This window comes from Lacticaseibacillus daqingensis, from assembly GCF_003946115.1.
Classification (GTDB): Bacteria; Bacillota; Bacilli; order Lactobacillales; family Lactobacillaceae; genus Lacticaseibacillus; species Lacticaseibacillus daqingensis.
In genome coordinates, this window is sequence record NZ_RHOH01000002.1 from 490,833 (window position 1) to 505,812 (window position 14,980).

Annotated in this window: 16 protein-coding genes; 1 reads left to right on the top strand and 15 read right to left on the bottom strand. The window is 60.6% G+C overall.

The window, feature by feature from the left end; all coding sequences use genetic code 11:
• Positions 1-9: 9 nt before the first annotated feature.
• The 6 genes from EKM88_RS04505 to rpsU all read right to left on the bottom strand — a co-directional run bounded on the left by EKM88_RS04505 (position 10) and on the right by rpsU (position 4,843).
• Positions 10-402 carry a diacylglycerol kinase family protein gene (locus tag EKM88_RS04505; protein ID WP_125703551.1) on the bottom strand — a complete coding sequence of 131 codons (393 nt, stop codon included), beginning with the start codon at positions 400-402 and terminating at the stop codon, positions 10-12.
• Positions 386-844 carry an rRNA maturation RNase YbeY gene (gene ybeY / locus EKM88_RS04510; RefSeq protein ID WP_125703553.1) on the bottom strand — a complete coding sequence of 153 codons (459 nt, stop codon included), beginning with the start codon at positions 842-844 and terminating at the stop codon, positions 386-388. Before ybeY ends, EKM88_RS04505 begins: the two co-directional genes overlap by 17 nt.
• Before the next feature lie 12 nt (positions 845-856).
• Positions 857-2,986 carry an HD family phosphohydrolase gene (locus tag EKM88_RS04515; protein ID WP_125703555.1) on the bottom strand — a complete coding sequence of 710 codons (2,130 nt, stop codon included), beginning with the start codon at positions 2,984-2,986 and terminating at the stop codon, positions 857-859.
• 20 nt (positions 2,987-3,006) lie between these two features.
• Entirely contained in the window at positions 3,007-3,966 is a 960-nt protein-coding gene (locus tag EKM88_RS04520; protein ID WP_125703558.1) for a PhoH family protein, read from the bottom strand.
• A 118-nt stretch (positions 3,967-4,084) separates the two neighbouring features.
• Positions 4,085-4,528: a GatB/YqeY domain-containing protein gene (locus EKM88_RS04525; protein WP_125703560.1), complete on the bottom strand. Its 444-nt coding sequence runs from the start codon at positions 4,526-4,528 to the stop codon at positions 4,085-4,087.
• Between the two features lie 138 nt (positions 4,529-4,666).
• A complete protein-coding gene (gene rpsU / locus EKM88_RS04530) occupies positions 4,667-4,843 on the bottom strand; it encodes a 30S ribosomal protein S21 (RefSeq protein WP_054661478.1) in 177 nt (58 codons plus the stop codon).
• 208 nt (positions 4,844-5,051) lie between these two features.
• Here rpsU and EKM88_RS04535 point away from each other — a divergent pair, with 208 nt between their 5' ends.
• Positions 5,052-5,882 (top strand): pyruvate, water dikinase regulatory protein, encoded by an 831-nt coding sequence (locus EKM88_RS04535; protein ID WP_125703562.1) that lies wholly within the window; start codon positions 5,052-5,054, stop codon positions 5,880-5,882.
• 47 nt (positions 5,883-5,929) lie between these two features.
• Here EKM88_RS04535 and EKM88_RS04540 read toward each other — a convergent pair whose 3' ends face one another.
• From EKM88_RS04540 to hisS, 9 genes are all read right to left on the bottom strand, one after another.
• Positions 5,930-6,841: a deoxyribonuclease IV gene (locus tag EKM88_RS04540; protein WP_125703564.1), complete on the bottom strand. Its 912-nt coding sequence runs from the start codon at positions 6,839-6,841 to the stop codon at positions 5,930-5,932.
• Between the two features lie 31 nt (positions 6,842-6,872).
• Positions 6,873-8,399, bottom strand: a complete 1,527-nt coding sequence (locus tag EKM88_RS04545; RefSeq protein WP_125703566.1) for a hypothetical protein — start codon at positions 8,397-8,399, stop codon at positions 6,873-6,875.
• Positions 8,400-8,404: 5 nt separating this feature from the next.
• Positions 8,405-8,794, bottom strand: coding sequence for a hypothetical protein (locus EKM88_RS04550; RefSeq protein ID WP_125703568.1), 390 nt, complete (start codon positions 8,792-8,794; stop codon positions 8,405-8,407).
• 104 nt (positions 8,795-8,898) lie between these two features.
• Complete coding sequence (locus EKM88_RS04555) at positions 8,899-9,807, bottom strand: YitT family protein (RefSeq protein ID WP_125703570.1); 909 nt, start codon at positions 9,805-9,807, stop codon at positions 8,899-8,901.
• A gap of 86 nt (positions 9,808-9,893) precedes the next feature.
• Entirely contained in the window at positions 9,894-10,427 is a 534-nt protein-coding gene (gene msrA, locus EKM88_RS04560; RefSeq protein WP_125703572.1) for a peptide-methionine (S)-S-oxide reductase MsrA, read from the bottom strand.
• A complete protein-coding gene (gene msrB, locus EKM88_RS04565; RefSeq protein WP_164511990.1) occupies positions 10,417-10,860 on the bottom strand; it encodes a peptide-methionine (R)-S-oxide reductase MsrB in 444 nt (147 codons plus the stop codon). Before msrB ends, msrA begins: the two co-directional genes overlap by 11 nt.
• Positions 10,861-10,912: 52 nt before the next feature.
• Positions 10,913-11,440 carry an isopentenyl transferase family protein gene (locus tag EKM88_RS13235; RefSeq protein WP_164511991.1) on the bottom strand — a complete coding sequence of 176 codons (528 nt, stop codon included), beginning with the start codon at positions 11,438-11,440 and terminating at the stop codon, positions 10,913-10,915.
• 379 nt (positions 11,441-11,819) lie between these two features.
• On the bottom strand, positions 11,820-13,625 hold the full coding sequence (gene aspS, locus EKM88_RS04575) for an aspartate--tRNA ligase (RefSeq protein ID WP_125703578.1): 1,806 nt from the start codon (positions 13,623-13,625) through the stop codon (positions 11,820-11,822).
• Complete coding sequence (gene hisS / locus EKM88_RS04580) at positions 13,625-14,908, bottom strand: histidine--tRNA ligase (protein ID WP_125703580.1); 1,284 nt, start codon at positions 14,906-14,908, stop codon at positions 13,625-13,627. Before hisS ends, aspS begins: the two co-directional genes overlap by 1 nt.
• Positions 14,909-14,980 lie beyond the last annotated feature (72 nt).

Here is a 14,980-nt window from a genome sequence, read left to right on the forward strand (position 1 = left end):
GCCCCGGCGCTACCCCACCAGTCGCCAAGCCACCGGCAGGAACACGTACAGCCCGCACACCACGGCGATCAGCGCGGCGATCAGCACGGCGCCGGCCGACATGTCCTTGATACGTTTGGCACGCACGTCGAAGCGCTCGCCGACGACCAGGTCCACCACGGCCTCGATGATGGTGTTCCAGAGCTCGGCAAGAAAGACGAGTAGAATCGCGATCAGCAACAAGAACCAGTCGAAGCGGCTGACCCGAAATACCGCCGCCGCTGCCAGCACCACCAGCGCGAACACCGACTCGCGCCGGAAGTTGCCTTCATGCAAGAAGGTGCCCCACAGCCCGTCCATGGCGTGCTTGGCGGACTCCAGCCAGTGATGGTTCTTGGCGATCCGCTTATCGCGTGAGGCCATAGGCGCTCAGGATCTTTTCTTGCAGCGGGATCATGACCGCCTCATCGTCGGCTTGAATGTGGTCGTAGCCGTTCAAGTGCAAGAAGCCGTGGACTACGGTGTAGCCGAGCTCGCGTTCAAAGGAGTGGCCGTAATCTTCCGCCTGGCGGGCCACCTGGTCGGGATCGATGAAGAGATCGCCGATATTGCGCGGAATGTCTTCGAAGCCGTGCAGCTCCTCGTCGCCTTCTTCGATGGCAAAACTGATCACGTCCGTCACGCGGTCGGTGTCGCGGTACTCGCGGTTGATCCGGTTGATCTCGGCGTCATCCACGATGGTGATCGACATTTCCGTGTCGTCCGCCAGCTTGAGCTCGGTGCCGGCAAAGGCCACCAGCTTTTTGACCAGGTCCGTGTGCGCGGTGGTCAAGCGCTTGTCATCGTCAAACAATTCTAGGTCCATGGGGCAATCTCCTTATTCTGCGTCGGGTTCTGTGTCTTTGAGTTTCGGGTATTCAATGCGGTTATAAAACGTGCTGGCCAGGCCGTCGTTCAGCGACTTCTCGACTTGGCGGAGCTGACTGACGGTGATCGGGGCCTCATCGAACTGCCCGTCCACCAGGCGCGCGTTGATGATTTTGTGCACGAACGCCTGGATTCCAGCCGGGGTAGGGTGGGGCATCGAGCGCACCGCGGCCTCGCAGGTGTCCGCAATGTTGATCACGGCCGCCTCCAGTGTCTGGGGCTTAGGCCCCGGATACCGGAACGTCGGCTCTTCCGTGGTGGGGTCCGCGTTTTTGGCCGTCACGTAGAAGTACTGCATCAGCGTGGTACCGTGGTGCTGGGCGCAGACATCGATAATGAACTGTGGCATTTTGCGCGCCTTGAGCATCGCTACACCATCTGTGACATGGGCAAAAATGATCTGGGCAGACTGCTGCGGCGTCAGCGCATCATGCGGCGACACGTACCCAGCTGGCATGTTCTCGGTGAAGTACAGCGGTCGGGTCAGCTTGCCGACATCGTGGTAGTAGCACGCCACGCGCGTCAGCATCTGCCGCCCACCCACAACGGCCACCGCGTTGGCAGCGAGGTTCGCCACCATCATGCTGTGGTGATAGGTCCCCGGCGCCTCCTCCAGCAACCGCTTGAGCAGCGGATCGTTGGGGTTAGATAACCGGTTGAGGGTGAAAAGCGCATCATCGTGCCACAGCAACTCCAGGTACGGGGTGACCCCGATGGCCAGCAGGTAGCCGAGGAGCTGCCCAACCAGCGTGAAGCCGAGCTGCTGCCAAGTCGCGGGCCGAGCAAAGTTGGCGCCTTGCAGCAACATCAGTGTGAGGGTCAGCGCCAAGTTGACCCCCAGCACCCAGAAGGCCACACGGCCGAACACATCCGTCAGCCGGTCATGCGAGATCATCACGGCCAAGAGGCCTGTGGTCAGGTACGTGACCGCAGTTCCGGCCGTAAAAATGTTCCCGGTGGTGGAGTAAAAGGCAAAATACGCCAGCATTGTCTGCATCAGTGCGCCGATGAGTGCCATGCGTCGCCCGATGAACGTCCGAAGCAACAGCGGCACCACCGCCACCGGCAGTAACAGGGTCAGATTGACCTGACCGGTTTTGGTCATCACGCGCAGTCCCAGCATCAGTCCCAGCATGATAAGCATCAACGCCGCGTACAGCGTGGCGTACTTAAGCCTCAGAGCGGGCGCGTACTGGGCTAAGAGCACCGCCAGCATGCCGAGCTGCACCAGCACCACCAAGGCGAGCGCGATGACTGGCGTGGGCCGGCCGCGCTTGGTCAGCCCCAACACAGCCAGCTGGTGCATCGCCGTGCTGTCGACGAGGTGCCCTTCTTGCACGATGACCTGCCCCTGCAGAATCAAGACGGGATTGACTGCGGCCACGGCCGCAGCCTGCTTGGCTTTGGTCTGGTTGCTATCAACCAGCTCGTTGGGCACCAGCGTGGTATCGACAAGCGTGAGCGCAAGGCGGGCAGCCCCCGCGGTCAGGTCTGCCGTTGCGATCGCCTGCTTGGCACTGGCCTTGGCATCCGTCAGCGTGCTGGGATCGATGCGGCCGCTCAGCTGAGTGGTCAACGCGCTGGTCGCCGCGGTGAACAGCGCCTCGCGGTCGGCTTTATCCAACCCGAACAACCCCTGATAAAACGCCGTGTCGTACTGGTAGAAATAGTCGTAATCCGCCTTTGGGTACGCAGCTTTGAACGCGCGGGTCAACGCCGCGGCGGTGGGCGCCTTGTAAGTCGTTTCATCCCCAGCTTTCTGCGCAGCCGTCGCTTCGCTGGTTACCGTGGCTGCCACCGCTTTTTGCAGGCGCTGCAACTTGTCCAGTTGCTTACCCGCAATGCTACTGTCATAGGTGTACACCGGGGTCACTGCATTTCTCGCCGCGGTACGCACCTCTTGCGTGCGCGCCTGATCCTGCACCGTCTGCGTGGCGATGATGGTCTGACGCGCCACCGTGTTCACGTTGACCGCTAACGGCTGCGGCAGCACCTGCCACAACAGGAGCAGGAAGCACGCCACACTGAACAAGCCAAGCACCAGCCCTGTCAGCACTGGACGTCTGATATGCCGCGTCATTCGCTCACCTCCACGCCTGACTAGGCGTTTTCGCCGTACGCTTCAATAATTCGCGCCACCACCGGATGCCGCACCACATCACTGGCCGCAAATGTGGCAAACCCGATATGATCGATGTCCTTGAGGATGTCACGCGCCTGAATCAGGCCACTCTTCTGATTGTTTGGCAGGTCGATCTGAGTGATGTCGCCGTTGACGATCATCTTGGAACCAAACCCCAGCCGAGTCAGAAACATCTTCATCTGCATGCGCGTGGTGTTTTGGGCCTCATCCAGGATGGCAAAGGCGTTGTCCAGCGTCCGGCCACGCATGTAGGCCAACGGCGCGATCTCGATCACCCCACGGTCGAGCAGCCGGTTGGTGTGTTCCGTGCCGAGCACCGCGTGCAGGGCGTCGTAGATCGGGCGCAGGTACGGGTCGACTTTTTCCTTCAGGTCACCGGGCAAAAAGCCGAGGCTCTCACCGGCCTCAACCGCCGGCCGCGTCAAAATGATCCGCTCGACCTCACCGGCTTTGAGCGCCGCCACCGCCATCACCACGGCGAGGTAGGTTTTCCCCGTCCCCGCCGGCCCGATGCCAAAGGTGATGTCGTTGCGCTTGATGGACTGAATGTACTGGCGCTGGCCGAAGTTCTTCACTCGGATCGGGGCGCCCTTAGCGTCGCGGATCAGGGTCTCGCTGTACATATCCGCGAAGTACTCCAGCGTGCCCCGCTTGGCCATGTTGATCGCACTGGCCACATCCTGCGGTGCCACCTTGATCCCGCGCGCCATCAGCGCCGTCAGCTGTTCGATCAGCTGATAAGCTAGGCTTGCATTCTCGGTGGTGCCACTGATGCGCAGTTCTTGACCGAACGGCGCGATCAGCACGTCCAGCCCTTCCTCGATCAGCTTGAAGTGCTGATCATTGATGCCCGCCAGCTGGATCGCCTGTTCGGCGTCGGCCAGCGTGATGTTTTTTTCCGTTGCGTTTTCTGGCAACTCGTTGCCCCCAGTACTTAGGTTGTCTTTCCCACCATTTTAGCATAAAACGCCAGAGCGATGGGACGCAATGGCCGCGAGTCAAAAACAGACGGCCGCAGCCGCCTGAATGGACTCACTAGCCCAACTTGGCCTTCACAAAACCGTTGACCACGGCCCCGTCCGCCTGACCCTTGACCTTTGGCATCAGGGCCTTCATGACTTTGCCGAAGTCACTTTTACCGGTGGCGCCGACGGCCGCGATGGTGGCGTCCACGATCGCTTCAACCTCGGCATCGCTCAGCTGCTTAGGCAAGTAGCGCTCAACCACCGCGATTTCACCTTCCAGCTGGTCAACCAAGTCCTGCCGATCAGCCGCCTTGAAGTCCGCCAGGCTTTCCTTGCGCTGCTTCAACTCGGTTGAAAGCACCGCCTTTTCGTCGTCCGGCGTCAGCGCCTCACCCTTGGCGATCTGCTTGTTTTGCAGCGCCGCCTTGAGCATCCGAACCGTGCCCAACGTCGGCTTATCCTTTGCCTTCATTGCTTCTTTCATATCGGTGTTCAACTGATCCATTAATACCATGTGTCCAGATCCTTTCTTTGTGCTCAGATAACCTGATTATAGCCTTTTTGCTGGCGTTTATCGAACCGGGCTTGCGCCGGCCTCTGACGCCACACAAAAACGCGACGCCCAATTGACGTCGCGTTCGATGATGCGCAATTAGAACTTCTTGCGCTTGCGAGCTGCTTCTGACTTAAGCTTGCGCTTCACGCTTGGCTTTTCGTAGAATTCCCGCTTCCGGTATTCGGCCAATGTACCTGACTTGGATACGGTGCGCTTGAAGCGCCGAAGAGCATCATCGAGAGATTCGTTTTTCTTAACGACCGTCTTTGCCATATGATATCCCTCCCTCCGACACTGTGTAACCACCGACAGATTCATTGCCAACAGTTCTTAGCTATTATACCGGACGCAAAAAATCGCGTCAATACGGCATTCCCTGTTTATCGTGAAAAAAGGGAATAATTGACGCAACTCGCCGCGATTGCCCAGCAACCTGCGCCAAATATGGTAAGATAGCGGTATCAAACGACGAGGTGACGTTATGCCAACAGAAACCAACTACTACATTATCTCCGACTCCATCGGCGAAACCGGCCTCAAGCTGGCGCAGGCCGCAGCCGCTCAGTTCGGGGATCAAACCGCGCACTACTTGCGGTTCCCGTTCACCCATGAGGAAAAGAAGCTGATGGCAACGCTGGATGCCGCCAAGCAGGATCAGGGCATCGTCATTGCCACGCTGGTCACCCCGGGGCTGGCAAAGCTTGGCAAGGACTATGCCAAGCAGATCGACCTGCCCTTCATCGATGTGATGACGCCGCTGGTTCAGTCTGTCGCCGACATGACCCACGCGACCCCAAGCGGCGTGGCGGGCGCGGTGCACGACCTGAACGAAAAATACTTCGACCGCATCTCCGCGATGGAGTTTGCCGTTTTGTACGATGACGGCAAGGACCCCAAGGGCTTCTTGGAGGCCGACATCGTGCTGCTTGGTGTCTCTCGAACCAGCAAGACCCCGCTGTCGCTGTTCCTGGCCAACCGCAATCTGAAGGTCGCCAACCTCCCGCTGGTGCCCAACGCGCACATCCCCGCTGAGATCTACAAGGTCGACCCGAAGAAGATCGTCGGCCTGACCACCGACGCCTCCGTTTTGATGGAGTTCCGACGCGAGCGCATGATCGCCTACGGACTGAACCCGGACACCGCCTACTCAGCACGCGGCCAAGTCGATGAAGAGCTGAAGTTTGCCTCAGACCTGTACGAGAAGCTCGGCTGCATGGTCATCAATACCGCCAAGCGCTCCATCGAGGAAACCGCGATGCTGATCCTGGAACACATGAACCTCGACGCGTTCGATGACGTGGCGAAGAAGTAAGTCGTTTCACACAAAAAGACATCCGACTCGGATGTCTTTTTGTGTGCTCACTGCCTTGGCGCCCCCAGTGCAGTCAGTGCGGCGGGGTCAAACCGGCCGGTGGTGAGCCAGTCGATCTCCACCCCGTAAGGAGGCTTCATCGCTTTCTTATCACTGCCCACGTACGGCGTTTCCAGGATCTTCGGAATCGCGGTCAGCTGTGGGTGATGCACGATCGCGTTAAGGCAGTCGAAGCCAAGTGTCCCAAACCCCAGGTTGGCGTGGCGGTCCTTGTGCGCGCCCTGCGGATTCAGCGAATCGTTGACGTGCACCACCGCCAGCTTGTCCAGTCCAATGACGTGATCGAACGTGTTCAAGACGCCGTCAAAGTCGTGGGCGACCGGATAACCCGCATCGCTCATGTGGCAAGTATCCATGGTCACCATCACCTTCTCGTTACACTGCACGCCGTCAATGATCGTGGCGAGCTCCTCAAAGGTGCGACCGACTTCGGTGCCTTTGCCGGCCATCGTTTCCAGCGCGATCGTGACGTGTTGATCCGCGGTCAGGATCTCGTTGAGCCCCTGGGTGATCTGCGCTAGCGCCGCCGGCGCCCCGGCCCCAACGTGGGCGCCGGGGTGAAACGGCATCGTGTATGCGTGTAGCGCGTCGGCACGCGCGACCTCTTGCTGCACGAATTCCACCGCAAAGGCGAAGTTCTCTGGCTTGATCGTGTTGCCGAGGTTGACGATGTACGGCGCGTGGATCACGAGGTGTGAGAGCCTGGCCGCCTGCATCGCGGCCAGGCCTTCTGGGATGCGCATCTCGCTGGTCGGCTTGCGACGCGTGTTCTGCGGGGCGCCGGTGTAAAACTGCAAGGTGGTGGCGTGGTAGCCAACCGCCTCCGCAACGGCGCCGGGAAACATCCCTTTGCCGGACATGCTGACATTGGCACCGATCAATAATTGTTCTGAGGTCATTAGGCATCCTTTCATTGCGGCGGGTAGCGAGTCAATCATCAGCCGAGCCGTCGTCTTCAAGCGTCACCTCGCGCGCTTCCAGCAGCCGCTGGTTGCCAGGAAGCGGCGGCGGTAGCGGCACTTCGCGAACGAACGGTTCTGGGGCGGTCGCCGGCGCTTTTTCGATCACCAGCCGGGTCTGGTCCAGTGGGTACGGCACGTTAGCCCAATCGAAGTAGTCCAACGCGACGATCGTGCCGGTCGTGGTGCTGTGGCCCACCGGTACGATCACGCGATCACCGATCGCCATGGTGTCATCGGTGGTGCGGTACGTGTAAGGCTTGCCCTCCCCGTGGAACCGCACGCGACAGTACAGATAGTCCCCTTCGCGGTGCGGATGGCGGTCAAACACACGGGCATCAAGCAGCGCCGGCGCCAAAGTCGCCAAGCAATCAGTCACAAGCGCCGCCAAGTCCGCCCAGTGGCGCACGGGTTGCGCCAGTGACAGCGTCCCGGCGACCTCAGTGGCCGCCGCGTACCGAAATTTTTTGCGCACCAGTAGCCCATCCGTGGCGGGTACGGCCGGCAGTGTCGCTTCGAGGCTGATCTGGTCCGCCTTTTGAAGCAGTGCAACCACCGCGGCCCCTTGCACCGATTGGCGCACACGCGCGTCTGGGGTCGTTCGCGTCACGCTCAACGTCTGGCTCGCACGGTCGATCAGGAGCGTTTCCTCATGGGTCGGCGTGAGGTGCGCAGTCGCCACCAGCCGCTCGAGGCGCTCGGGATCCCCGTCAAAAAGGCTCAGCCGCCCAAATAGCAGTGCCGCGCGCAATGTATCCGACACCGCCACCGCGGCCTCAGTCGCAAGCACGGCCCCTCGGTAGCCCAACGTGCGGCCATCAGTCGTCGTGAGCGCGGCTTGCCAGGTCTGCGGCGCGGGGGCGCAAATTTGATCGCGCCAAGGCGTGATCGTCAGCGGTTGGATCGCCGCTGCAAGGGTCTCAAGCAGTCGCGCAATCGTCGCCCCATCGAGCTGGTCAGCTTGGGTCTGGCTCACCCCTGCCGCGGTCACCCGCACCAGTGTGACGCGGCCCGATTCTGCTAGCGTCACAATTTCATTCGTGACTGCCTCGGGTCGTGCGTCTGCCTCGGGTCGTGCGTCTGCCTCACGGGCGAACGCCAGCGTCACCTGCTTGAGCCCGTCAAGCGGGCGAGTGAGATCGATCAGCCGCGTCAGCGCCAGGTCGAACCATTGGCGGGCGGCCGCCGATACCGAAGCCGCGGCTTGGACGCGGTACCACTGGGTGACGATCGCCGCCCCCAGCACCTCCAGATCGTTCAGCTGACCTAACAGCGCCTGCCAAGCCGCGGTGTCTGAGAGCGGCGGCACCGCGAGTTGCAGGTCTTCCAACCCGGCAAACCCGTCAGGCGCAAACCCGCACTCGTCAAACTCCTGCGCCAAGTCGATCAAAGGCAGACTGCCACCTGCAGGAATCGCGTCAAATAATCGCCGCCACCGGGTCGCCAAGGCGAGCGTTGGTGCAAAGAAGACATTGGTTTCCTTCACTAGTTTTTCCAACTGTGTCACACCTCTCTTTTTTGCGCAGCCGTGCCGGGTTGCGTCAGCGCCACGAGTCGCCGCAAGGCCACAATGAACCACTGGCGGTTCTCGGGATCATCCAAGTGCTCAGAGGACCAATGCGTGATCTCGCGATACCGAGAGAAAATTAGATTGCCGAGCACCTGAGGGTCTTGCAGCTGCGGGACGGCTGCCTGCAGCCCCGCCAGTGTGGTCAACGCTGGCGCATCGGGGTAAGTGCGGCGCGCACTTGCGTAGATGTCCATCTCAAACGGCGCGCGCACCAACACCGCCCCCACTGGCTCGATCAGGTAACCGCTGAACAAGTGTTGATCTTCAAACAGCGCCAACAGTTCGGTTGCCGCCTTGTATTGGGCCTGTCGAACACGTGCCATCCCGTCACCTCGCTGGCTTTCTTGTTAGTGATATTTTACCCGAAATTCCGACCCGGGGGGATAAAAAACTGGCGCCCCCCTGGCCGCCAGTCCTTATCGTGCACTCAATCTGTCTTCGGTTCGTAGAAGTGCCCCATGATCTTCACCGACTCGGTGATCGAGACGAACGCGTAAGGGTCGGCCCGCTTCATTGCTTCCTCCAGCTCGTACATCTCCGCGCGGGAGATGATGGTGAAGAGGATCGTTTTTTCCTCGTGGCGGAAGGCCCCTTCGGCATCGTGGACGATGGTGATCCCGCGGCGCAGCGTGGTTTGGATCTCGCTGACCACCGCTTTTTGGTGCTCGGTCACGATCATCACCTGAAGCCGCTGCTGGCGGGTGTACATCGCATCCATCACCTTACCGTTGATGAAGATGGCCAAGGCGGAGTAAAGCGCGTGCGGCCAGTCATTGACGAAGCCAGCAAGGAAAATGATCACGATGTTGACGGCGATGTTGACCGTTCCGATCGTGGCCCCCGTCTTTTTGCGCCAGACGATGCCGATAATGTCGAGGCCACCGGTAGAGATGTTACTGCGCAGTGCGAACCCGGTGCCCAGGCCGTTGACCACGGCCCCGAAGATCCCACAGACGATCGGATCGGTGGTCAGCGGGCGAATACCGCCGAGCAGCCGGATCGAGATCGTTGAGAAGATGACCGCCAAAAACGTGAACAGTGTGAAGCGATGCCCGATCTGTTTCCACGCGAGGATGAACAGCGGGATGTTCAGCAGAAACAGGAGCGTGCCAGTGCTGAACAGATCGGTGGTCGCCAAGCCGAACAGCTTGAAGTTGAACCACTTGCGCACCACCGTCGCAAGCAGTTGCGCCGCCCCAGTGATGCCACTGGCAAAAACGCCACCGGGTTCCCAGAACATGTTCAGGGCGATGGCGATACAGATACTGTAAAAAATAGCGGCGGTGAACCGGCTCCAGTTCTGGTGCCGCCGAATCAGGCGTTCGATCTCTTGCATACTGAACCTCTTTTATCACTTGGTTTCTTCAGTATACCACGTTAGCCCCTCGAGCTTGCACGTAAAAACGCCTGAGTGGCGCGTTTTCACGCTTTTGCATCATCATGCCAGTAAGCGGCTTTGAACTGCGCGCGGCCGCCGTTCTCCTCGATGGCGTAGCGCCACGGCTGCTTTTGATAAAACTGCTGGTGAGCGGCCTCTGCCGGGTAAAACGGCTGGGCGTCTTCGATCGTAGTCACGATCGGGTCAGCGAAGCGGCGGCTGGCGATCAGCGCCTGCTTGGACGCTTCCGCGGTGGCGCGCTGGGCCGGTGAGTTCACGAAGATCACCGGCCGATAGCTGTCGCCACGGTCTTGAAACTGCCCCATCGCATCGGTCGGGTCGGTTTGCCGCCAGTAAGTTTCCACTAGCTCCGCGTAACTGATAACGCTAGGGTCGAAAGTGATCTCAACGGCCTCAGTGTGCCCGGTTTGGTGGCTCGCCACCTGCTCGTAGGTCGGGTTGACCACATGGCCGCCAGTGTACCCGGCCACCACGGACTGGATGCCGGGCTGCTGGTCGAAGGGCTCGACCATGCACCAGAAGCATCCCCCGGCAAAAATCGCCGTGTCAGTTGCCATCGTGTGCCTCCTTAAACAGCGGGGCGTAGGCGCCGTAACCCGCCGCTTTTAACTCGCCTGCTGGCACAAAGCGCAGGGCGGCAGAATTGATACAGTAACGCAACCCGCCGGCTTCTTGCGGGCCATCCGTGAACACGTGCCCCAAATGGGAGTTTGCGCCTTGGCTGCGCACCTCCACCCGCTCCATGCCAAAGCTCTGATCGCGGTGCTCCGCCAGCTTGCCCAGCGGCCGCGTGAAACTCGGCCAGCCGCAGCCGGCATCGTACTTGTCTTGGGAAGAAAACAGCGGTTCACCCGACACCACGTCGACATAGATCCCGGGCTCATCAAAATCATCGTACTCGCCACTGAACGGCCGCTCGGTCGCCGCCTCCTGGGTCACGGCGTACTGCTCCGGCGTCAGCTTTTGGCGCAAGTCGTCATCTGTTGCCATTATCATCACCTCAATCACATTATACGCGGCAGGCTAATTGATTGTCCACCATCTATCGGCTCGTAAGCGCGCGCAGGAGTGCCTGCTTCTGTCGCCGGGTGCGCACCACCACCACCCGCTGGTTGGACCGCATCGTGCGAAGCTTGGGCGCAATGGTCGCCCGATAGCGCACGGGATACGCCCAGACGTAACGCAAAAAGGCCCAGTAGTCGGCATCAAAGTGTTCCACAAAGCCCGGTGCCATGTCCGGTCGGCTACGCGGATCACGCCGAAACATTAGCGAGCGACGCACCACCCGCAGCAGCGCCACCACGCGAGGACAGGTCATCACCACCACTAAGTCGGCCTGCGCCAGCCGCAGGGCCATCGTGCCGCCGTAGTTGCCATCGATCAGCCAGTCCGCGTGCGCGGCCATGAACTGGCGCTGCGTCTGGGCAAACTTCAACTTGGCCGCGTGGCTATAATCCATCGTGTGCCACACGCGGTCCAACGCGAGCAGCGGCCAGCCCGTTTGCGCCGCGACCGCGCGCGCGAACGTGGACTTGCCGGTGCCGGCGTTGCCGATCAACATAATGCGCATGCGCTCACCTCCTGGTCTGATTATCGCACGGTTGCCGCTCGACATGGCGGACACGCGCGCAGGTTTTCTAAGCTGGCCAGATGGTCGTTCCCTGCGTTTGAACGAACGGGTCAAAGTCATCCTGCCACTCGCGCCTAAGTGCGGGTGCCAGTATTTTTCCGGGGTCTTCGAACCGTGAGCGCCTGGCAACGGGCTTTCTGCCTTGCTCCGTAGCAGCGCGTGCCTACTTCTTTCCGCTCTTCGTCGATCTGCGTGGCGCATAAGGGTGCGGTCTAAGGCAGCCTGACATGCGTAGAAAGCCCACCCCTTATCACCGCGCCACTTCGCTCTGGTCATACAAAAAGGGCTGCCACCTTTTGCGGGACAGCCCTTGTCGCACTTATTCTGTCAAGTCGTCGTCACCGGCGTGCGCCGCTTCGGCGTCCACCCCTGCGCGCACCTCGATGCCGAGGTCTTGTAGCTGATTGTCAGCCACCGGGTACGGCGCCTTGGTCATCGGCTCGCTGGCCTTGCTGTTCTTCGGGAACGCGATCACATCGCGGATGTTGTCACGCCCGGACAGCAGCATTGCAAAGCGGTCCAGCCCGATGGCCAGGCCCCCGTGCGGCGGGAAACCGAAGTCCAGCGCGTCAAGCAGGAAGCCGAACGCCTTTTGCGCGCGTTCCGGCGTGAAGCCCAGCGCGTGAAGCATTTTCTCCTGGATCTCGCGCTGGTGGATACGAATGGAGCCGCCGCCCAGCTCGTAGCCGTTCAGCACAATGTCGTAGCTCTGCGCGTGCGCCGCGTGCGGGTCGGTGTCCAGCAGGTGGACGTCTTCCTCATTCGGCATTGTGAACGGGTGATGCGCTGGGACCCAGCGGTCGATCCCCTCGTCGTACTCGAACAGCGGCCAGTTGACGACCCAGCAGAACTTGAACGCGTCTTCGTCGATGAGGTCGAGGTCGTGACCGAAGTGCGTGCGCAGGTAGCCGAGGCTGGCTGCGACCACGCTGGCTTGGTCGGCGACAAAAAGGATCAGGTCGCCAGCCGCGGCCCCGACCGCCTGGGTCAGCGCGGCACTATCGCCGAAGAACTTGGCGATCGGGCCGCTGATGCCCGCTTCAGTCACCTTGAGCCAGGCCAGCCCCTTGGCGCCAAAGCGCTTGATGTAGGCCTGCTGCTCGTCGATCTTCTTGCGCGAGTACTTCTCCGCCCCACCTGGCAGCACGATGGCGCGTACCTGACCGCCGGTTTGAACGGCACTGGCAAAGACTTTGAAGTCGGAGTCCTTGACCAAGTCGGACACGTCCTGAATTTCCATGCCAAAACGCAGGTCCGGCTTGTCGGAGCCGTACTTGTCCATCGCGTCCTGCCACTCGATGCGCTCGAATGGCAGCTGGATGTCGATGCCCTTGACGTCGTGCATGACCTGGGCGATCAGGCCCTCTGTCAGGCTCCGGATCTCTTCTGCGGACAAGAAACTGGTTTCCATATCGATCTGCGTGAATTCCGGCTGGCGATCGCCGCGCAGATCCTCATCGCGGAAGCAACGCGCGATCTGGTAGTAGCGGTCAAAACCCGCACCCATCAGCAGCTGCTTGAACAGTTGCGGGGACTGCGGCAGTGCGTAGAAGCTGCCCGGGTACACGCGGGACGGCACGAGGTAGTCGCGCGCCCCTTCCGGCGTGGAAGCGGTCAGCGTGGGCGTTTCCACGTCGATGAAGCCGTTGTCGTCGAAGTAGCGGTGCGTCGCCTGCATGATCTTGGCGCGGGTGAAAATCGCCTGCTGCATCGCCGGCCGGCGCAGGTCGAGATAGCGGTACTTCAGCTTGGTTTCCTCGGACGCGTTGACGTCATCGTCGATGTCAAACGGCGGGGTCTTGGCCTTGTTCAGCACGGTGACGGCGCTGATCTCAACTTCGATGGCTCCCGTTTTCATCTTCGGGTTGACCGCTTCCGGCTGACGCGCGGCCACCTTGCCCTGCACCTCCAGCACGTACTCATTGCGGACCTTTTCCGCAGTGGCCAAGGCGTCTGACCCAAATGCCTGGGAGAACACCAACTGCACGATCCCGGCGCGGTCGCGCAGATCCACGAAAATCAGGTTCCCGAGGCTGCGGCGCTTTTGCACCCAACCCTTCAAGGTGACCGTCTGGCCGATGTTGGCCGTGGTGACGTCCCCTGCATACATACTGCGCTTGCTCATTATTCTGCCTCCGTCAATTGCGCGAACACGGCCTTGAAGTCGTTAACAATGTCCGCTTGGTTGATGCTTTCCTGCGCGCCCGTCGCCATGTTCTTGACTGACACGGTGCCCGCCTCAAGCTCGCTTTCACCCAGCGTCATCACGAGCTTGGCGTTTTCCTTATTGGCCGACTTGAACTGGGCCTTGGGCTTGCGCCCCATGTAGTCGAGGTCCACGGCAAAGCCCTGCAGGCGAATGGCGTGCGCCAGCTGGGCCGCCGCCACGGTTGCGTCCTCGGAGATCGTGACGATGTACACCGGCAAGTCCCCGGCCACTTCCTGCCCTTGCATCAACAGCATCAGGCGCTCAACGCCCATGGCAAACCCGACGCCCGGCGTTTCCGGCCCGCCAAGCTCCTCCACGAGCCCGTTGTAGCGGCCACCGCCCAAGATGGTGGTGTAGCCGCCGCCGAAGACGGGGTCGTTGCTCATCACTTCAAAGATGGTGTGGTTGTAGTAATCCAGCCCGCGCACCATGTCCGGGTCCACTTCGTAGGTCAAGCCGAGCGCTTCCAGCAACGCCTTCACGGTGTCAAAGTGCGCCTTGGCAACTGGTGTCAGGTAGTCGAGGATCTTAGGCGCGTTGGCCACAATTTCTTGGTCGTGCTTATCCTTGGAATCCAGCACGCGCAGCGGGTTTTTGGTCAGACGCACCTGTGAATCATGGGACAGCTCATCTTTAAACGGCGTCAGGTAGTCGATCAGCGCCTGGTGATAGGCCGCACGCGATTCGGGGTCTCCCAGCGAGTTGATGGCGACTTTGAGCGACTTGGCCCCCATTGCCGTCAGTAGGTCCTCGGCCAACGCAATCACTTCCGCGTCCAACGCCGGACTGTTGGACCCGAAGGCCTCCACCCCGATCTGATGGAACTCGCGCTGGCGGCCGCTTTGAGGCCGCTCGTAGCGAAACATCGAACCCATGTAGTAGACCTTGTACGGCTTGGCGAACTCTGGGCCAAACAACTTGTTTTCGACATAGGCTCGCACGACACCCGCGGTGCCTTCCGGCCGCAGCGCCATCATCCGGTCGCCCTTATCGGCAAAATCGTACATTTCCTTGGTCACGATATCGGAAGTCTCACCGCTTGAGCGCGTGAAGACCTCGCGACTTTCAAATAGCGGTGTGCGCACTTCGCGGTAGCGGTAACGCTCAAGCACGGTGCGCGCGATGGTTTCGACCTGTTGCCACAGTTCGCTTTGACCGGGCAGAATGTCTGCCGTTCCCTTTGGACGTTGATAACTCATGAGTTCCTCCTATATGTTGTGTTGACGGGCAAAAAAATAGCACTGCCCCCCCCTTTGACGAGGGTGCAGTGC